Consider the following 18,231-nt stretch of genomic DNA (forward strand, 5'->3'; position numbering starts at 1 on the left):
TTACTGCCTGAATCTTGCTGATTATTTTTTAGGGTAAATATCTTTGCGCTTGTAAGGCTCAATATCGCCCTCTTTCCGCGTCTTCAGAAGCTTCAGAATCCAGGTATACTGCTCCGGATTGGGGCGGACCAGTTCCTCCACCTCTTCGTTCATCCGGCGTGCCAGGGTAGAGTCGTCTGCCTCCAGCAAATCGTCCATGGGTTCACGCAGGTGAATATCCAGACGGTGCGTTTTACTGTTGTAAACCGGAAACAGCGGAACTACACGAGCGCGGCATACTTTCATCAGACGGCCAACAGCGGGCAGCGTGGCTTTATAGGTGCCAAAAAAATCTACAAATTCACTGTGTTCTGCACCGTGATCCTGATCCGGCAGATAATAGCCCCAGTAGCCCTGACGCACCGAACTGATAAAGGGCTTAATGCCGTCATCGCGGGCATGCATACGGCCACCAAAACGCCGACGAAGCGCATTCCAGACATAATCCATCAGCGGGTCGCTCTGATGGTTAAACATCGCGGCCATCTTCTGCCCTTCAAAGGCCAGCACCATCGCCGGGATATCCACAGCCCATCCATGCGGGACCAGGAGTATCACGTTCTGACCTTCAGCCCGAATGGCTTCGATTATCTCTCTGTTATGCCAGGTAATACGCTGACGGGTATGCTCCGGGCGCATCGCCAGCTCGGCCATCATCACCATTGACTGAGGTGCCGTAGCAAACATCTCATCAATGATTTTTTCCCGTTCGGCTTCCGACACTTCAGGCAGGCAGTAAAACAGATTTATTTGCGCGCGCCTTCTGGCACTTTTGGCATACTTGCCGACAAAACTCCCCAGCGAACCCAGCAGCGGATCGCGCAGGCGTGCAGGGACCCACGCCATTGCTGCGCAGGCTCCAATAGCCAGCCAGTTTCCCCAGAAACGCGGCAGCAGAAAGGATTTTTGAAAAGTAGGGATGAACTCATTGTTGCTTTTTTTGCTGTTTTCCATGCACTCGCCTCAGACAATAACCGGCTTATGATAGTGCTGACGGGCGATTTTGCAATGGCGATTCAATCCATTAACAAAATGAAAAAGCCGGCGGGAGACCCCGTCGGCTTTCTGATGCACGCCATTAACCTCTTATTTGAAGCGTAGCTGCGGCATCACTTCACGTACCTGAGCCAGATAAGCACTGCGATCTTTCCCGGTCAGGCCTTCCATCCGGGGCAGTTTCGCCGTCAGTGGGTTAACAGCCTGATTGTTGATCCAGATTTCAAAGTGCAGGTGAGGCCCGGTGGAACGTCCGGTACTGCCAGACAGACCAATACGCTCGCCACGCTTCACTTTTTCGCCGGGTTTCACCAGCAATTTTTTCATGTGCATATAGCGCGTCATGTACTGACGGCCATGACGGATAGCCACGTAGTTGCCCGCGCCGCCGCTGCGTTTAGAGACGATAACCTCACCGTCACCCACAGCCAGCACGGGGGTGCCAACCGGGATAGCAAAATCCACCCCTTTGTGCGGTGCAATACGCCCGGTAACCGGGTTCAGACGGCGAGGATTGAAGTTCGAGGAGACACGATACTGTTTAACCGTAGGGAAACGCATAAAGCCCTGAGCAAGCCCTGCACCGGTGCGGTCATAGAACTTGCCGTCTTCTGCGCGAATAGCGTAGTAATTTTTTCCGCCCGATTGCAGGCGAACGCCGGAAAGCTGGCTCTGCTCGCTTTTGCCGTCGAGCATCTCACGGGACATCAGCACCGAGAATTTATCGCCGTTGCGCAGCTTACGGAAATCCATTTGCCACTGCAGTGCCTTGATCACCGCACTGATTTCACCGCTGTTCAGCCCTGCCTGTTTGGCGCTGTTAACAAAACTGCCGTTAACGGTGCCGGAGAGAACGGTATCTTTCCACTCCCCTTTCTGCACTTCTGAAGAGGATTTAAAGGTATCTCCGGACCTGTCATAAGTACGGGTTTCACGGCGCGAGGCTTCCCAGCTCAGACGTTGCAGCTGCCCGTCATCGGTCAGCGTCCAGCTCAGCTGTTGGCCCACCCGCAGATTACGCAAATCCTTGTCGACCCTGGCCAGCTGGTTGATATCTCCCATATCAATGCCATACTGATTCAGAACGCTACTTAATGTATCGCCCGATGAGACAACGTAGTCATGGGTGCCGGTTTCATTCGGGACATCCTCATCTATCTCATCTTTTGGCACATCATCTTCAGGCGCAGGCGTATCCTGGTCGATAGGCTCACTGGCTTCAGGCAGCAGCGTTCGCAGCTGATTTTTGTCCAGCTCGATGCTTTTGACAATGGGATTGGTTTCACCGCTGGGATGGTAAACAAAAGGCCGCCATACGGAGACGGCCAGCGTTACGACGGTGAGCGAACCCAGCATGATGCGGTGGGTTCGTGGCAATGTGTTAAACGCCATGCTGACAGCGCGGGCAATATGCTGCACTTAGTTGTTCCTCTAGGCTCCTTTCAGGCAGCTCGCATACTGGCTGGACAGTTGTGAGAGGAATTTCACATAACTGTCCTTGCCCAGGGAGATGTCAATTCCCAGCGGATCCAGCGTTCCAGAACGCACTTTGGTTCCTCTGGCAACAGCATCAATTACGGCTGGCCTGAATTGTGGCTCAGCAAAGACGCATACGGCCTTGTGCTCAACCAGCTCTGTTCGAATTTGATGTAATCGTTGTGCGCCCGGCTGGATCTCTGGGTTAACGGTAAAATGACCAAGTGGCGTCAAACCGAACTGTTTTTCAAAGTAGCTGTAAGCATCGTGAAAAACGAAATACCCCTTCCCCTTCACCGGCGCAAGCTGAGAACTGATTTGCGTATTGGCGGTCGCCAATTCTGCTTCAAAATGCTGCAGGTTCGCGTCTAGTTTGTCTCTGCTTTGCGGCATAAGTTCCAATAATTTTGCATGGATTGCAACCGCGGATTGCCTTGCTATCTCTGGGGACATCCACAGGTGCATATTATATTCACCGTGATGGTGAGAATGTTGATGTTCATCATGTGCTTCGCTGGTCTCATCATGTTGATGCTCATCCTCTTCGGCACCCCGAATTAACAGGGGTTTCACCGTGGGTAAATCAGATAATTCCACAGATTTTTGTGCCGGTAATTGCGCGACTGCTTTCGGCATAAAAGCTTCCATTTCCGGCCCCACCCACACCACAAGATCCGCGCCCTGCAAGCGTTTGATATCCGACGGACGCAGAGCATAATCATGTTCGGATGCGCCATCTGGCAGCAGAACCTTGACCGGCGTAACGCCATCGGCAATTGCTGCAGCGATGAAGCCCAACGGCTTAACGGAAGCCACAACGTCGGCATGGGCAGAAGCAGTAAGCGAACCGGCTAATGCCAGAGAAGAAACCAGCGTCGTCAGGGTCTTTTTATTGTGTAACATAATTTTTCAATCCATCGTGATAAGTCGAAGAAATGTGATATTATAACATTCTATTAATTCTGCAAGCCGTAATGTTTATGTCCTCATTGATTAAGCTTGAAAAAATTTCTGTCAGCTTTGGTCAGCGCCGGGTGCTTTCGGACGTCTCGCTAACGCTGCAACCCGGCAAAATCCTGACCCTGCTCGGCCCGAATGGCGCGGGCAAATCCACGCTTGTGCGCGTGGTGCTGGGGTTGATTCAGCCGGATAAAGGAACCATGGAGCGCCCGGCCCAGCTGCGCATTGGCTACGTTCCGCAAAAAATTCACCTGGACGCGACCCTTCCGTTAACCGTTGAACGTTTTATGCTGCTGCGTGGCGGTGTCAAACGCGCTGATATTCAGCCAGCGCTCAAACGAGTGCAGGCCGCGCAGCTGCTTCATTATCCTTTGCAGAAATTGTCCGGCGGGGAGATGCAGCGCGTGTTACTGGCTCGCGCTCTTTTGAATCAGCCCCAGCTTCTGGTACTTGATGAGCCGACCCAGGGTGTGGATGTGAATGGGCAAGTCGCGCTGTACGATTTGATAGATCAGCTGCGCCAGGAGTTGAATTGCGGCGTATTGATGGTTTCCCACGATCTGCATCTGGTGATGGCCAAAACGGATGAAGTTCTCTGTCTGAATCAGCATATCTGCTGTTCAGGAACGCCAGAAGTGGTTTCCAAACATCCGGAATTTATTTCGATGTTCGGTAGCCGCGGCGCTGAGCAGCTGGCAATTTACCGTCATCACCACAATCATCGTCACGATTTACAGGGACGCATTGTATTACGCAGAGGGCAAGGCCAGTGATTGAATTGCTTTTACCCGGCTGGTTTGCCGGATTCCTTCTGGCGCTGGCAGCAGGCCCGCTCGGCTCTTTTGTTGTCTGGCGTCGGATGTCCTATTTCGGCGATACCCTGGCCCATGCTTCTCTGCTTGGGGTCGCCTTTGGTTTGCTGCTGAACGTCAGCCCTTTTTACGCGGTGATTGCCGTGACGCTGCTACTTTCGTTGTTGCTGGTATGGCTGGAACGCAGGCCACATCTGGCGATTGATACGCTGCTGGGCATTCTGGCACACAGCGCGCTGTCGCTGGGTCTGGTGGTGGTCAGTCTGATGTCGAATGTGCGCGTGGATTTGATGGCGTACCTGTTTGGCGATTTGCTTTCTGTAACCCCAACCGATCTTTACACCATTGCAGCGGGCGTTTTCATTGTGCTTGCCGTGCTGGCGCTGAACTGGCGTTCACTGCTGTCGATGACTATCAGCCCCGAACTGGCGCAGGTTGATGGGGTTAATCTTCAGCGTACCAAGCTGGTGTTGATGCTGGTGACGGCGCTGACGATCGGTGTGGCGATGAAGTTTGTTGGTGCTTTGATTATCACTTCCCTGCTGATCATTCCTGCGGCCACGGCGCGGCGGTTTGCCCGTTCGCCAGAGCAGATGGCGGGAATTGCGGTGCTGGTGGGGATTCTGGCCGTCACGGCTGGCTTAAGTTTTTCCGCCTGGTACGACACGCCGGCAGGCCCATCGGTAGTGTTGGGAGCATCGGTAATGTTTATGCTGAGTATGATGAAGCGCCCTGCGGTATAGGTTTTTAAGGGCGAGGCGAGCAAAGGGCGAAATTGCTGGGGGATCTAAGGGCGGACTGCTGTGGCACCGCTGGCTGTTCATAAAGACGCAAACAGCATCGTCCCTGATAGCTCGGCTCGCCACGTCCATGTGGCGAGACGCTTTATTCACAGCCTTTGTTCCCCTCCCCTCAACTGTAGTGTTGTCGGTGGGAGGTTTCAGTGACTACTCTCTTCTTTATTCTTCGCGTGAAATCCCAAAGTGCTTATAGGCGTGATTTGTTGCCATACGACCACGCGGCGTACGCTGGATAAAGCCCTGCTGTATCAGGTAGGGTTCCAGCACGTCTTCGATGGTTTCCCGCTCTTCGCCAATAGCAGCGGCGAGGTTATCCAGCCCTACCGGGCCGCCCATAAACTTGTCGATGATCGCCAGCAGCAGTTTACGGTCCATATAGTCGAAGCCTTCGGTATCCACACTCAGCATATCCAGCGCGCGGGAGGCGACATCCCCGCTCAGGCTTCCTGCGGCTTTGACTTCAGAAAAGTCCCTCACGCGTCGTAGCAGGCGGTTAGCTATACGTGGTGTTCCACGGGCACGGCGGGCAATTTCCAGCGCGCCTTCTTCGCTCAGTGGCAGGCCCAGACAGGCGGCACTGCGTGAGACGATATGCTGCAGATCTTCCACCTTGTAAAATTCCAGGCGCTGCACGATACCGAAGCGGTCACGCAGGGGCGAGGTAAGGGATCCGGCGCGCGTCGTTGCACCAATCAGGGTAAAGGGTGGAAGGTCGAGTTTGATACTTCTTGCGGCGGGGCCTTCGCCAATCATGATATCCAGCTGGTAATCTTCCATTGCCGGATAAAGCACCTCTTCCACTACTGGCGAGAGGCGATGGATTTCATCAATGAACAGCACGTCGTGGGGTTCAAGATTGGTCAGCATCGCAGCCAGATCGCCGGCTTTTTCCAGTACCGGGCCAGAGGTGGTGCGCAGGTTCACGCCCATCTCATTGGCCACTATATTAGCCAGCGTGGTTTTGCCCAGACCCGGTGGCCCGAAGATCAACAGATGATCTAGGGCATCGCCGCGCATTTTGGCCGCCTGAATAAAGATTTCCATCTGCTCGCGGACCACAGGCTGCCCGACATATTCCGTCAGCAGCTTGGGACGAATGGCGCGGTCAATGACCTCTTCTTCAGTGATGGTTCCCGGCGAGACCAGGCGATCGGCTTCTATCATGCTTACCTCAAATTGCCGCGCGCAGTGCTTCGCGGATCAGCGTTTCACAATCGGCATCCGGACGCCCTACTTTGCTGATCATCCGGCTGGCTTCCTGCGGTTTATACCCCAGAGATACCAGTGCGGCAACGGCTTCACTCTCTGCGTCGTTGGCAGCATCGTTTGGCTGAACTTCACTGGTCAGCGCAAATGGCGTATCGGCAGCAAACAGATCGCCATGCATGCCTTTAAAGCGGTCTTTCATCTCTACCACCAGACGTTCGGCGGTTTTCTTGCCCACGCCCGGCAGTTTCACCAGTGAGGCAATCTCTTCACGCTCGACGGCGGTGACAAACTGCTGAGCAGACATGCCGGAGAGGATTGCCAGAGCCAGCTTAGGCCCGACACCGTTGACTTTGATCAGCTCACGAAACAGCGCGCGTTCCTGCTTGCTGTTAAAGCCGAACAGCAGCTGGGCATCTTCGCGTACCACGAAATGGGTAAAGATGATGGTTTCCTGGTTCAGTTCAGGAAGCTCATAAAAACAGGTCATCGGCATATGCACTTCATAACCTACGCCATTGGCTTCCAGCAGGACCAGCGGCGGTTGTTTTTCCAGGATGTTGCCTCTAAGACGACCAATCACGTTTTTACCCCTTCTCTTTCAGGTAAGCTTTATATAAATAAGAATGCGGAGGTTATAGCATAAAAAAAGCTGGATGAATATCCAGCTTATCAGGAACGAAGACGGCCACGCGCGAGGTTCAGTTGTCCTTCCCCTATGCGGGTGATGTTCTGGCTGAGGTGGCAGTGAGTGATGGCGATCGCCAACGCATCGGCGGCATCTGCCTGCGGGCTGGCAGAGAGTTTCAGCAGGGTTTTCACCATATGCTGTACCTGGCTTTTTTCCGCGCTGCCGGTGCCCACCACGGTTTGTTTTACCTGGCGTGCCGCATATTCAAATACCGGTAAATCCTGGTTCACTGCCGCCACAATCGCAGCCCCGCGTGCCTGGCCGAGTTTGAGGGCTGAATCCGCATTTTTCGCCATAAAGACCTGCTCAATGGCGAAATACTCAGGCTGGAACTGGGTGATGATTTCACTGACGCCAGCATATATCAGCTTCAGGCGGGACGGCAGATCCGTGACGTTGGTACGAATACAGCCGCTGCCAAGATAGGTTAACTGGCGTCCGACCTGACGGATTACGCCGTAGCCGGTGATGCGTGAACCTGGATCGATACCTAAAATGATCGCCATCACGCTTCTCCGGCCACGGGGTTAGTCTGTGCTGACAACGCCATTAAAGGGTTGCCGCCACCTCGTCGGAGATCTCACCGTTATGGTAGACTTCCTGCACATCGTCGCAGTCTTCCAGCATATCGATCAGACGCATCAACTTAGGTGCAGTCTCTTCATCCATATCCGCTTTGGTTGACGGGATCATGGTCACTTCAGCAGATTCGGCCTTGAGGCCCGTCGCTTCCAGCGCATCTTTGACCTGACCCAGCGATTCCCAGGCGGTGAAGACGTCAATGGTGCCATCTTCATAGGTCACCACATCGTCTGCGCCCGCTTCCAGCGCCGCATCCATCACGGTGTCTTCTTCAAGACCCGGTGCGAAAGAGACCACGCCTTTACGGGTAAACAGGTAGGCTACAGAGCCATCTGTCCCCAGGTTGCCGCCGGTTTTGGTAAAGGCATGACGCACTTCAGAGACGGTACGGTTACGGTTATCACTCAGGCATTCCACCATGACTGCGGTGCCGCCGGGGCCGTAACCTTCATAGATGATGGTTTCCATATTGGTGTCATCATCACCGCCCACGCCGCGTGCAATCGCACGGTTCATGGTGTCACGCGTCATGTTGTTCGACAGCGCTTTATCCATAGCGGCGCGCAAACGTGGGTTAGAGCTGGCATCGCCGCCACCCAGTTTGGCGGCAGTCACCAGTTCACGGATGATTTTGGTGAAAATCTTGCCGCGTTTGGAATCCTGCGCCGCTTTACGGTGCTTGGTGTTAGCCCATTTACTGTGGCCTGCCATAAATTCAATTCTCCATAAAGACTAAATAACGAATTCTTCTATTGCCTGGCGGTTACTCCAGGACTTGGTGAGCCGGGCTGCTTCAGCAGGCGTAAGCCACTTCATTGCCAGATGCTCGCTTAGCGTCATCTCCCACTCGGCAGGCAACGCCAGGCTGAACCAGTGCTCACTGTTGTGCGTCACATCCGGCGCATAACGATGGCGGAAGTGGGCGAAGATTTCGAATTGTATCTGACGCTGGCAGTCAACTACTGTGAGCTGCCTGGCGTTGACATCAATTCCCAGCTCTTCCCGCACTTCCCGCACCGCCGTTTCCGCCAGCGTTTCGTCCGGTTCCTGGCTGCCGGTTACCGACTGCCAGAAGCTGGGATCGTCCCGACGCTGGAGCATCAGCACCCGCCCGGTATCTCGGGCGTAAATCACCACCAGTACCGATACGGGATGCTTAAAGGCCATTTACTCTTTCTCTGAAGTCTGGTCAGCGGCCTGATACTTTTTCATCACTTCAATGCCCAGCTCGCCCAGCGAGGTTGGGTTAGCGAAGTTGGGTGCTTCGGTCATCAGGCAGGCCGCTGCGGTAGTTTTCGGGAAAGCGATAACATCACGGATGTTATCCGTGCCGGTCAACAGCATCACCAGACGATCCAGACCGAAAGCCAGGCCTGCATGAGGCGGCGTTCCGTACTTCAGCGCATCCAGCAGGAAGCCAAATTTCTCGCGCTGTTCCTGCTCGGTAATGCCGAGAATACCGAACACGGTTTGCTGCATCTCGCCCCTGTGAATACGGACTGAACCGCCACCCACTTCATAACCGTTGATCACCATATCGTAGGCATTAGCGATAGCGGTTTCCGGCACGGATTTCAGCTCGTCCGGCGTCATATCTTTTGGCGCAGTGAACGGATGGTGCATGGCAGTCAGACCGCCCTCGCCGTCCTCTTCGAACATCGGGAAGTCGACAACCCACAGAGGGGCCCATTCGTTACCGTTGGTGATGTTCAGGTCGCGGCCCAGTTTCAGGCGCAGCGCGCCTAAAGCATCGGCTACCACTTTGGCGCTGTCAGCACCGAAGAAGATGCTGTCGCCATCAGCGGCGTTGGTACGTTCCAGAATCGCTTCAACGATCTCAGCGGTCAGGAATTTAGCCACCGGGCTGCTGATGCCTTCCAGGCCTTTAGCACGCTCGTTGACTTTCATCCACGCCAGGCCTTTGGCCCCGTAGATTTCAACAAATTTGGTGTACTCATCAATCTGCTTGCGGGTGAGAGTCGCACCGCCAGGGACACGCAGCGCAGCCACACGGCCTTTGGCATCGTTAGCCGGGCCGGAGAAGACTTTGAACTCCACCTCTTTCAGCAGATCCGCAACGTCCACCAGCTCCATAGGGTTACGCAGGTCTGGCTTATCGGAACCGTAACGACGCATCGCTTCTTCGAAGGTCATCATCGGGAACGCCCCGAGATCCACGCCTTTCACATCCTGCCATAATCCACGCGCCAGCTTCTCCATGATCTCACGCACCTGTGGCGCGGTCATAAAGGAGGTTTCAACATCGATCTGGGTAAATTCTGGCTGACGGTCAGCACGCAGATCTTCATCACGGAAGCATTTAACAATCTGGTAGTAACGATCGAAGCCGGACATCATCAGCAGCTGTTTGAAGAGCTGAGGTGATTGCGGCAGCGCATAGAATTTACCTTTGTGGACGCGGCTTGGCACCAGGTAGTCACGCGCACCTTCAGGCGTGGCTTTGGTCAGCATTGGCGTTTCAATGTCCAGGAAGCCGTGATCGTCCATAAAGCGGCGCACAAAGCTGGTGATTTTGGCACGGGCCTTCAGGCGCTGAGCCATATCAGGGCGACGCAGATCCAGATAGCGGTATTTCAGGCGCGCTTCTTCAGTGTTGGCGTGATTAGAATCCAGCGGCAGAGGTTCTGAACGGTTGATGATGGTCAGATCGGTGGCGAAGATTTCGACTTCACCGGTGGCCATGTCGCTGTTTTTATTTTTCTCATCACGGGCGCGGACGGTGCCGGTAAGCTGAATGCAAAATTCGTTACGCAGTTCAGAGGCCAGTTTGAAGGCATCCTGACGATCCGGATCGAAAAACACCTGCACGATGCCTTCGCGGTCACGCATATCAATAAAGATCAGGCTACCCAGGTCGCGGCGGCGATTGACCCAACCGCAGAGTGTCACTTGTTGGCCTACGTGAGACAGGTTGATCTGCCCGCAATAATCAGTACGCATAACGATATCCTTTAAACTTCGCCGCATCGCCGCAGCATGATTCAGTGTTCAGCCTTGCAAAGCGATCCACTCTTACAAAGCTATGCTGCCGCGAAAAAAGGCGGCCATTATAATGGAAAAAGCCCGGCGCGATAAGAGCTGTAACCCCATCTGGCCTGACCTTTTCCCGCTTAATTGATCTCAATTCACTCACTTCTCACAAAAGCTAACAAATTTCAGCCGTTGCGAACATTGTCGTGGGGGCCTATCACCCGTAATCTCACTGATTTCCCCCTTTTGACCGGAGAGACTATGTTGGAATTAAATGCGGGCAAGACTGCACTGGTATTAATTGATTTGCAGGAAGGCATTCTGCCTTTTGCTGGCGGTCCTTATGCTGCTTCAGATGTGGTAGCCCGTTCTGCGGTGCTGGCTGAAAAATTCCGTTCGGTAAACGCTCCTGTGGTGCTGGTCCGCGTGGGCTGGGCAAAAGATTTTGGCGATGCGCCAAAACAGCCTGTGGATGTCAGCCACGGCGGTGCACTGCCAGAAAACTGGTGGGATTATCCGGTAGCTCTGGGTAAGAAAGACGGCGATATTGAAGTCACCAAGCATCAGTGGGGCGCATTCTACGGCACCGATCTTGAGTTGCAGCTTCGTCGTCGCGGCATTGATACCATCGTGCTGGGCGGTATCTCAACCAACATCGGCGTGGAATCCACCGCGCGTAATGCCTGGGAGCTGGGCTTCAATCTGGTGGTGGCTGAAGATATCTGCAGCGCCGGCAGCACCGAAGAGCACAACGGCAGCTTTAAACACATCTTCCCGCGTCTGGGTCGTGTGCGTAACTCTTCAGAAATCCTTTCCGCGCTGTAATCTCCCAACCCGCCGGTCAGCGATCCTCCGGCGGGTTGCGCTCTCTTCACTCACTCGCTACATTTCAGGCAGGTCGCCAATCCGGAAACGCCGATGAAACCTTTTTATCTCGGACTGCCGCAATGGCAGCATCCGCAGTGGAAAAAATTGGGTATGAGTACCCTCGAAGATTATGCGCAGTACTTTAACTGTGTGGAAGGCAACACCACGCTATATGCGCTACCGCGTCCTGAAATTGTTCAGCGCTGGCGCGATATGACCAGCGATGAGTTCCGCTTCTGCTTTAAATTCCCCGCCACCATCACTCATCAGTCTGCCCTGCGTAACTGCGGCGATTTGACGGCTGAATTTTTCGCTTTGCTTGAACCTCTGGCCCCACGTATTGGTCAGTACTGGCTTCAAATGCCTGGAAAATTCGCTCCCGCCGATTTGCCCGCGCTTTGGGCCTTTCTTGATGCCCTGCCAGCGTCGTTCAGCTATGGTGTGGAAGTCCGCCATCCCGACTTTTTTGCCAAAGGGGAAGCGGAGCTGGCGCTGAATCGCGGATTACATCAGCGAGGCGTGAATCGGGTCATCCTGGATACCCGTGGAGTCCACTCCGCCAGGCCCACCAGTCAGGCCGTTATTGACGCACAGCGCAAAAAGCCTAAGTTGCCGGTCCATGCCGTGATGACCGCCGATAAGCCCATGATCCGTTTTATCGGCAGCGATGATGCTGAAGCCAACCTGGCATGGTTTCAGGCCTGGCTGACCAGGCTGCCGCAGTGGTGTGAACAGGGGCAACCCTGGCTGTTTCTCCATACGCCGGATATTGCCCAGGCACCTGAACTGGTGCAGTACCTGTGGAAGGCTCTGCAACAGGCGCTGCCTCAGGTGGGCGATCCGCCAGACTGGCCGCAGCAGGCACACCTTTTCTGAGGCTAAGCCTAAGATAAATCCTTAACTATGGCGGTCACGCACTGACAGCCAGCGCTTTCACCGCTATGATGAGGCCAGTTATTTATGTGCTTTTGGAGTTGGGATGGTCAGCGCCCTGTATGTCGTGCTTGGAGCACTGTTTCTGATTAAGTTTTCTATTGATGTTGTTCGTCTTCGCCGCCTGTATCGCGTTTCACACGGCGATGGCGGATTTTACGAACTTCAGACCGCCATTCGCATTCACGGAAATGCCGTGGAGTACATTCCTCTGGCCACCCTGCTACTGGTGGTGATGGAGATGAACGGGGCCGATATCTGGATGCTGCATCTGGCGGGCCTGTTCTTCTTCCTGGGCCGCATCCTGCACAGCTACGGCATGCGCACCAGCACGCTGCTGTGGCGTAAAAACGGTATGATCATCACCCTGCTCTCGCTGCTGGGGATGATTATTTTGAATCTTATTTTTCTGCCGTGGGATCTGGTTCTGACCCTGCATTAATCGTTTCGCCGTCACTTTTTAACCTCTCTGACTGGCTACAGTGGCAGAAAGGGTGCAGCCCGCGCCGCTTTCTGCCAAAATACGGCCTTTCCGTTTCCGGGCTTACCACTATGTCTAACCGCGATACGTTGTTCTCCGCGCCAATTGCCAAACTGGGTGACTGGACGTTTGACGAGCGCGTTGCAGAAGTTTTCCCCGATATGATCCAGCGCTCGGTGCCGGGTTATTCAAACATTATTTCCATGATTGGCATGCTGGCTGAGCGCTTTGTGCAGCCCAACACTCAGGTTTACGATCTGGGGTGTTCTTTGGGTGCGGCGACGCTTTCGGTACGCCGTAATATCAAAGCCGAAGGCTGCAAGATCATTTCCGTAGATAATTCCCCGGCAATGGTTGAACGCTGCCGACGTCATATTGATGCTTTCCGCGCAGAGACGCCGGTTGAGGTGATTGAGGCGGACATCCGCAATATCACCATTGAAAATGCCTCGATGGTAGTTCTGAACTTCACGCTGCAATTCCTGGAGCCGGATGAGCGCCAGCAGTTGTTGAACACCGTCTGGAAAGGCCTTCGCCCTGGTGGCGCGCTGGTTCTTTCAGAGAAGTTTAGTTTTGCCGATGCTGATGTGGGCGAGTTGTTATTCAATATGCATCACGATTTTAAGCGTGCCAACGGCTACAGCGAGCTGGAGATCAGCCAGAAACGCAGCATGCTGGAGAATGTCATGCTGACGGACAGCGTTGAGACACATAAAGCTCGCCTGCGTACCGCCGGTTTTGAGCACGCTGAATTGTGGTTCCAGTGTTTTAATTTTGGGTCATTGATAGCCCTGAAAGCAGGTCAGGTCTGATGGATTTCGGTAATTTTTACCAGCTTATTGCAAAAAGCCCCCTCTCCCACTGGCTGGAGACGCTGCCGGCACAAATTGCTGCCTGGCAGCGCGAGCAGTTACATGGACATTTCAAAAACTGGGATCGTTCAGTAGAGCATTTGCCTTCACTGAAGCCTGAGACGCTGGATTTACTCCACAGCGTAACCGCCGACAGCCCACACCTTAGCGAGCGTCAGCGTGGCGGCATTGAGAGTTTGCTGCGCAATCTGATGCCCTGGCGTAAAGGCCCCTATTCGTTATACGGCGTGAATATTGATACCGAATGGCGTTCGGACTGGAAATGGGAGCGCGTATTACCCCATATCTCCTCGCTTGCGGGCAGGACGGTGCTGGATGTCGGCTGCGGCAGCGGCTATCACATGTGGCGGATGATTGGAGCGGGTGCCAACCTTGTGGTTGGAATTGACCCGATGCAGTTGTTCCTGTGCCAGTTCGAAGCGGTTCGTAAACTGTTAGGCGACGATCAGCGTGCGCATTTACTGCCGTTGGGCATTGAGCAGCTTCCGGAACTGAAAGCCTTTGATACCGTGTTTTCCATGGGCGTGCTTTACCATCGTCGTTCTCCTCTGGACCATCTTTTACAGTTGAAAAATCAGTTAGTGAGCGGCGGCGAACTGGTGCTGGAGACGCTGGTGGTGGAAGGCGGCGATCGTGAAGTGCTGGTACCCGGTGAGCGTTATGCGCAGATGCGTAACGTCTACTTTATTCCTTCAACTGGCGCCTTAAAGAGCTGGCTGGAAAAGTGCGGCTTTGAAGATGTCCGCATTGTGGATTACTCCGTCACCAGCACCGACGAGCAGCGCCGCACCGACTGGATGACCAGCGAATCACTGGCGGAATTCCTCGACCCGAACGACCCAACCAAAACCGTCGAAGGTTACCCGGCACCGCTCCGCGCCGTGCTGGTAGCAAGGAAACCTTAAGGTCAGGTCAAAACCGGTGATGTGCAAAGGCGTCACCAGGAAGCACGTTATCCGAGACGCCGTGAACCCGGTCCCTGGGGGCTTTGCTGCCGCGTCCATGCGGCAGAAACTCGGCTAACGTGCTCCCAGGCTCCACCCTTCATTTTCAGTGCCGATTTGTGGTTTAGCGGATAAACAGGTCAAAAGCTGGTTGTGGTTGAGTGATTACACAAAGCAAAAGTGGGTTGGTTTTGACCTGTGTATCCGCCTCGCTCCCGGCGAAACTGAAGCTAACGGGAAGGGAGAGTGGGCTGATAAACAAAGCGTCCCGGCACATGGACGTGCCGGGCCGAGCTGTCATGGACGACGCTTTTTGCGTCTTTGTGTTCAGCCCACTCTTCCTGACCTGCCGCCAGCCCTCCAGACAACCTGCCTTTAAGTCCCCCTCTCACTGACCTGCCACCAAGCCATCCAGACCTGCTAATCTCAATGAGAATGCGTATTTTTTCACAAACCCTTTTTTTAACAAACGCCTTAGCGCTATTCAGTCCAGTATGGAGTCAGCCCGTTTCAATTAACTGAAAGGAGTCCCACATGAGTAAATTCGTTTTCTCTTCACCGCGGAAATATGTCCAGGGTGCAGGTGTGATGGCACAGTTAGGTGAGTATGTTGCAGAACTTGGTAACAATGCGTTTGTCGTGGCAGATGAAATTGTCTGGGGATTAATCGGCAAAGACGTTCAGGGATCCCTGAAACAAAGTCAGATTGAGTTTCACTACGAACAGTTTAAAGGTGAAGCTTCCAGTAACGAAATCACCCGCCTGGCAGAACTGGCAAAAAAAGGCGGTGCCAGCCTGGTGATTGGCCTGGGCGGAGGTAAAACGCTGGATACGGTAAAAGCCGTGGCCGATGAACTTAAACAACCGGTGGTGATCGTGCCTACCATTGCCTCCACCGATGCTCCCTGTAGTGCCCTTTCCGTGATCTACTCCGATACCGGCGTCTTCGAAAGCTATCGCTTCTACAGCAAAAATCCCGATTTAGTGCTGGTCGATACCCAGGTATGTGCCAGGGCACCGGTGCGTCTGTTTGCATCAGGTATTGCAGATGGCCTGGCTACCTTTGTGGAAGCGCAGGCGGTAAAACGCTCGCACAGCAAATCAATGGTCAACGGCGACCCAACCATTGCCGGTATGGCCATTGCCGAAGCCTGTGAGAAAACGCTGCTGGCTTACGGCTATAGCGCCTACCAGGCGGTTGAAAAGAAAGTGGTCACGCCCGCCGTCGAAGCAGTAGTAGAAGCCAATACCCTGCTTTCCGGGCTGGGCTTTGAAAATGCGGGTCTGGCCGGGGCCCATGCGATTCATAACGGCTTCACCGCCATTGACGGTGAAATCCACCACCTGACGCATGGTGAAAAAGTGGCCTACGGCACCTTAACGCAGATGGTACTGGAGCAGCGTCCAGATGAAGAAATTGCTCGCTATATTCGTTTCTATCGCTCCATCAAAATGCCAACCACGCTGAAAGAGTTGCATCTTGAAAATGAAAGCTGGGAAAACCTGGTGAAAGTGGGGGCGCTGGCCAACAGTGAAGGCGATACGCTGAAAAACCTCAATCCAAATCTGAATGCTGAAGACATTGCCAGCGCAATTCTGGCCGTGGATGCATTCAGCCAGACGGTGAAATAAACGCGTCATTCAGGATAAAGTCAGCGCAGCAGGCTGGTGCTGTAAATTCAGGGCGGCTGGGGCAATTCAGCCGCCTTTTAAATCATCCGATCACAGCCGCTCTGCCTCTGTGGCTCCTTCTGAAAGCACGTCCCCGGCCAAAGAGTGCTGTTTACTTTTCCCAGTATTCAAAGCGGTAAGCCGCGCTGATATTGCGGTTAACTTCCCCCTCAGCGAACACTTCGGTTTCATGAGAATAGCTCAGCGTGCAGTTACCGCGCTCATCCCAGAGCTGACATTCATCCACCGTCACCATTTCGCTGTTGTCAGAATGGGTGGTTGTCGTCAGTCGCTGCTCACGGTCCTGCTTATCGTAAGACCAGGTCATTTTGCTGTTAGCGGACAACGAAGCCACCAGCTGATTCTTACTGTTCCACTGATAGAGATATTCACCGTTAGCCTCGGTATCGGAACCCCTGGCCACGCTTTTTATCAGCCGCAGTTGCGGATCGAAAGTGTTGGTGGTCTCAGTGAAACCTTTTTTCCCCTGAGCATAAAAGCATCCGTAGCGCTGGTAATAATGCCTCTGGGGCTGACCAGATAATCGATGGTGCCCTGCTTACGGTTGACCTCAACGGGTTTGCCCTCTTTAACCACATACACCGACATATCGTACACGGCCTGCCAGCCACCTGAAGCCCTGGCAATGCTCTGAACCATCCGCAGCATCAACGCGCCTTCATTCTTGTCGTAGCTGATATCTGCTCTGATTAGCGCGCCACAGCGGTCAAACTGCCCCAGAATGCGCTTCTGCTGATTGACGTCTTTGCCGAACTCCCCCACCACCACCTGCTTAACCGGCCCTTTCGCGGTCCCCCCCAGCATCATAAGACTGTTACTGTCATTGATCTGCTGTGACTGTGCCGGACAAATCTCTGCCGCAAAAGCGGCGACTGACAGCGCTACCCACAAAGCTAAACACCCTGCGCCCGGCATGATGATTTTCATGAACAATCTCGTCGAAGAAGTAAGGGGATCACTTTCAGTGTAAAGGCTATTTTCACCCTGCGGCAGATCGGGATGAAAAAAAGCCCCACCAAAATGATGGGGCCTGGTACTTGCAAACATCACGTCGTTACTGGCGTGCTGCGCGGCAAAATCGGCTCAGGCGACTCTTACCGGAGAACTGAGTGACAGGGAAATTTTCATCGCTTCCACCATATCACTGTCCACGCAGGTACGACTGAATTCATCGGTTTCGGCCGCAGAATTCATAGAGACACCGGCTTTGCGATAGCGCATCGGAGAGGAGACTCTCTGGCTGGCCGAGCTGTGAACTTCGCTCAGGCCCGCATCAATGAACTTCTGCAAATTGCTGAGGCGAACACCAGCCCCAGCCATAATAATAGGACCGCGCGTGAGCATATTAAGTTCCTTCAGCAACGCTAATCCACTTTCGGCACTTTGTTGCTGACCGGAAGTCAGGATCCTGGCCACGCCTAAATCCGTCAGTTGCTGCAGGGCCATCAGAGGACTGTGGCAAAGATCAAAGGCCCGGTGAAAAGTCACCTGCATGCCTTCGCACAGCGCCATAATTTGCTTCATTCTGGGCAAATCTATATGCCCGTCCACATCCAGTATGCCTACCACCACCCCAGGAAAACCCAGTTCACGGATCAGCGCGACATCAGATTTTATTTCGTTGAATTCACTGTCCGTAAAACAAAAATCGCCGCCTCTTGGGCGCACGATAGGATGCACAGGCAAGGTCAGGATTTTGCGCGCCTGCTTCAGGCTCCCGGCTGACGGCGTTATTCCGCCCTCTGCGGGCGCAGCGCAAAGCTCTATCCTGTCGGCACCTGCTTTCTCAGCAGCCAAAGCACAATCTACTCCATAGCAGCATACTTCCAGTTTTAACATTCCATCCTCCCGTTAATGACTGCTGGCTGGTTGTGTAAACCTTTTCAGAT

At 53.9% G+C, this 18,231-nt stretch carries 20 protein-coding genes; 8 read left to right on the forward strand and 12 right to left on the reverse strand.

What is annotated here, in order from left to right; translation table 11 throughout:
* Positions 1-21: 21 nt before the first annotated feature.
* From lpxM to znuA, 3 genes are all read right to left on the reverse strand, one after another.
* The gene (lpxM, locus tag VRC33_RS12900; RefSeq protein WP_338556414.1) at positions 22-993 is read right to left on the reverse strand and encodes a lauroyl-Kdo(2)-lipid IV(A) myristoyltransferase; all 972 of its coding nucleotides are present in this window, start codon (positions 991-993) and stop codon (positions 22-24) included.
* Positions 994-1,125: 132 nt separating this feature from the next.
* Positions 1,126-2,454: a murein DD-endopeptidase MepM gene (gene mepM / locus VRC33_RS12905; protein ID WP_338556417.1), complete on the reverse strand. Its 1,329-nt coding sequence runs from the start codon at positions 2,452-2,454 to the stop codon at positions 1,126-1,128.
* 12 nt (positions 2,455-2,466) lie between these two features.
* A complete protein-coding gene (gene znuA / locus VRC33_RS12910; RefSeq protein ID WP_338556420.1) occupies positions 2,467-3,414 on the reverse strand; it encodes a zinc ABC transporter substrate-binding protein ZnuA in 948 nt (315 codons plus the stop codon).
* Between the two features lie 77 nt (positions 3,415-3,491).
* Here znuA and znuC point away from each other — a divergent pair, with 77 nt between their 5' ends.
* Entirely contained in the window at positions 3,492-4,244 is a 753-nt protein-coding gene (gene znuC, locus VRC33_RS12915) for a zinc ABC transporter ATP-binding protein ZnuC (RefSeq protein WP_338556424.1), read from the forward strand.
* On the forward strand, positions 4,241-5,026 hold the full coding sequence (znuB, locus tag VRC33_RS12920; RefSeq protein WP_338556426.1) for a zinc ABC transporter permease subunit ZnuB: 786 nt from the start codon (positions 4,241-4,243) through the stop codon (positions 5,024-5,026). Before znuC ends, znuB begins: the two co-directional genes overlap by 4 nt.
* A 216-nt stretch (positions 5,027-5,242) precedes the next feature.
* Here the strand turns inward: znuB and ruvB are convergent, their stop codons facing one another.
* From ruvB to aspS, 6 genes are all read right to left on the reverse strand, one after another.
* Entirely contained in the window at positions 5,243-6,247 is a 1,005-nt protein-coding gene (gene ruvB / locus VRC33_RS12925) for a Holliday junction branch migration DNA helicase RuvB (protein WP_338556429.1), read from the reverse strand.
* A gap of 7 nt (positions 6,248-6,254) precedes the next feature.
* The gene (ruvA, locus tag VRC33_RS12930; protein WP_338556432.1) at positions 6,255-6,872 is read right to left on the reverse strand and encodes a Holliday junction branch migration protein RuvA; all 618 of its coding nucleotides are present in this window, start codon (positions 6,870-6,872) and stop codon (positions 6,255-6,257) included.
* 89 nt (positions 6,873-6,961) lie between these two features.
* Positions 6,962-7,486 carry a crossover junction endodeoxyribonuclease RuvC gene (gene ruvC, locus VRC33_RS12935; RefSeq protein ID WP_338556435.1) on the reverse strand — a complete coding sequence of 175 codons (525 nt, stop codon included), beginning with the start codon at positions 7,484-7,486 and terminating at the stop codon, positions 6,962-6,964.
* Between the two features lie 43 nt (positions 7,487-7,529).
* Positions 7,530-8,273 carry a YebC/PmpR family DNA-binding transcriptional regulator gene (locus VRC33_RS12940; protein WP_338556438.1) on the reverse strand — a complete coding sequence of 248 codons (744 nt, stop codon included), beginning with the start codon at positions 8,271-8,273 and terminating at the stop codon, positions 7,530-7,532.
* A 21-nt stretch (positions 8,274-8,294) separates the two neighbouring features.
* Positions 8,295-8,729 (reverse strand): dihydroneopterin triphosphate diphosphatase, encoded by a 435-nt coding sequence (nudB, locus tag VRC33_RS12945; RefSeq protein ID WP_338556441.1) that lies wholly within the window; start codon positions 8,727-8,729, stop codon positions 8,295-8,297.
* Complete coding sequence (gene aspS / locus VRC33_RS12950; protein ID WP_338556443.1) at positions 8,730-10,523, reverse strand: aspartate--tRNA ligase; 1,794 nt, start codon at positions 10,521-10,523, stop codon at positions 8,730-8,732.
* A gap of 291 nt (positions 10,524-10,814) precedes the next feature.
* Between aspS and VRC33_RS12955 the strand changes: the two genes are divergently transcribed.
* The 6 genes from VRC33_RS12955 (at position 10,815) to VRC33_RS12980 (ending at position 16,282) form a co-directional block, all read left to right on the forward strand.
* The gene (locus tag VRC33_RS12955) at positions 10,815-11,378 is read left to right on the forward strand and encodes a hydrolase (protein ID WP_338556446.1); all 564 of its coding nucleotides are present in this window, start codon (positions 10,815-10,817) and stop codon (positions 11,376-11,378) included.
* Positions 11,379-11,471: 93 nt separating this feature from the next.
* On the forward strand, positions 11,472-12,296 hold the full coding sequence (locus tag VRC33_RS12960; RefSeq protein ID WP_338556449.1) for a DUF72 domain-containing protein: 825 nt from the start codon (positions 11,472-11,474) through the stop codon (positions 12,294-12,296).
* A 103-nt stretch (positions 12,297-12,399) separates the two neighbouring features.
* Complete coding sequence (locus tag VRC33_RS12965) at positions 12,400-12,795, forward strand: MAPEG family protein (RefSeq protein ID WP_338556452.1); 396 nt, start codon at positions 12,400-12,402, stop codon at positions 12,793-12,795.
* Positions 12,796-12,905: 110 nt separating this feature from the next.
* Complete coding sequence (gene cmoA / locus VRC33_RS12970) at positions 12,906-13,646, forward strand: carboxy-S-adenosyl-L-methionine synthase CmoA (RefSeq protein ID WP_338556454.1); 741 nt, start codon at positions 12,906-12,908, stop codon at positions 13,644-13,646.
* A complete protein-coding gene (gene cmoB / locus VRC33_RS12975) occupies positions 13,646-14,611 on the forward strand; it encodes a tRNA 5-methoxyuridine(34)/uridine 5-oxyacetic acid(34) synthase CmoB (RefSeq protein ID WP_338556456.1) in 966 nt (321 codons plus the stop codon). Before cmoA ends, cmoB begins: the two co-directional genes overlap by 1 nt.
* 573 nt (positions 14,612-15,184) lie before the next feature.
* A complete protein-coding gene (locus tag VRC33_RS12980) occupies positions 15,185-16,282 on the forward strand; it encodes a glycerol dehydrogenase (protein WP_338556458.1) in 1,098 nt (365 codons plus the stop codon).
* Positions 16,283-16,433: 151 nt separating this feature from the next.
* Here VRC33_RS12980 and VRC33_RS12985 read toward each other — a convergent pair whose 3' ends face one another.
* The 3 genes from VRC33_RS12985 to cutC all read right to left on the reverse strand — a co-directional run bounded on the left by VRC33_RS12985 (position 16,434) and on the right by cutC (position 18,181).
* The gene (locus VRC33_RS12985) at positions 16,434-16,745 is read right to left on the reverse strand and encodes a hypothetical protein (RefSeq protein WP_338556461.1); all 312 of its coding nucleotides are present in this window, start codon (positions 16,743-16,745) and stop codon (positions 16,434-16,436) included.
* 8 nt (positions 16,746-16,753) lie between these two features.
* On the reverse strand, positions 16,754-17,269 hold the full coding sequence (locus VRC33_RS12990; protein WP_338556464.1) for a hypothetical protein: 516 nt from the start codon (positions 17,267-17,269) through the stop codon (positions 16,754-16,756).
* Between the two features lie 156 nt (positions 17,270-17,425).
* Entirely contained in the window at positions 17,426-18,181 is a 756-nt protein-coding gene (gene cutC, locus VRC33_RS12995; RefSeq protein WP_338556467.1) for a copper homeostasis protein CutC, read from the reverse strand.
* Positions 18,182-18,231: the final 50 nt, after the last annotated feature.

Source organism: Erwinia sp. E_sp_B01_1 (assembly GCF_036865545.1).
GTDB lineage: Bacteria > Pseudomonadota > Gammaproteobacteria > Enterobacterales > Enterobacteriaceae > Erwinia.

Bases quoted from the DNA above. Each gene is read 5' to 3' on its own strand.
- VRC33_RS12960 (WP_338556449.1), top strand. From the start codon at position 11,472: ATGAAACCTTTTTATCTCGGACTGCCGCAATGGCAGCATCCGCAGTGG.
- nudB (WP_338556441.1), bottom strand. From the start codon at position 8,729: ATGGCCTTTAAGCATCCCGTATCGGTACTGGTGGTGATTTACGCCCGA.
- znuC (WP_338556424.1), top strand. From the start codon at position 3,492: ATGTCCTCATTGATTAAGCTTGAAAAAATTTCTGTCAGCTTTGGTCAG.
- ruvC (WP_338556435.1), bottom strand. From the start codon at position 7,486: ATGGCGATCATTTTAGGTATCGATCCAGGTTCACGCATCACCGGCTAC.
- cutC (WP_338556467.1), bottom strand. From the start codon at position 18,181: ATGTTAAAACTGGAAGTATGCTGCTATGGAGTAGATTGTGCTTTGGCT.
- VRC33_RS12990 (WP_338556464.1), bottom strand. From the start codon at position 17,269: ATGAAAATCATCATGCCGGGCGCAGGGTGTTTAGCTTTGTGGGTAGCG.
- VRC33_RS12980 (WP_338556458.1), top strand. From the start codon at position 15,185: ATGAGTAAATTCGTTTTCTCTTCACCGCGGAAATATGTCCAGGGTGCA.
- aspS (WP_338556443.1), bottom strand. From the start codon at position 10,523: ATGCGTACTGATTATTGCGGGCAGATCAACCTGTCTCACGTAGGCCAA.
- cmoB (WP_338556456.1), top strand. From the start codon at position 13,646: ATGGATTTCGGTAATTTTTACCAGCTTATTGCAAAAAGCCCCCTCTCC.
- VRC33_RS12965 (WP_338556452.1), top strand. From the start codon at position 12,400: ATGGTCAGCGCCCTGTATGTCGTGCTTGGAGCACTGTTTCTGATTAAG.
- VRC33_RS12955 (WP_338556446.1), top strand. From the start codon at position 10,815: ATGTTGGAATTAAATGCGGGCAAGACTGCACTGGTATTAATTGATTTG.
- lpxM (WP_338556414.1), bottom strand. From the start codon at position 993: ATGGAAAACAGCAAAAAAAGCAACAATGAGTTCATCCCTACTTTTCAA.
- VRC33_RS12940 (WP_338556438.1), bottom strand. From the start codon at position 8,273: ATGGCAGGCCACAGTAAATGGGCTAACACCAAGCACCGTAAAGCGGCG.
- znuA (WP_338556420.1), bottom strand. From the start codon at position 3,414: ATGTTACACAATAAAAAGACCCTGACGACGCTGGTTTCTTCTCTGGCA.
- ruvB (WP_338556429.1), bottom strand. From the start codon at position 6,247: ATGATAGAAGCCGATCGCCTGGTCTCGCCGGGAACCATCACTGAAGAA.
- cmoA (WP_338556454.1), top strand. From the start codon at position 12,906: ATGTCTAACCGCGATACGTTGTTCTCCGCGCCAATTGCCAAACTGGGT.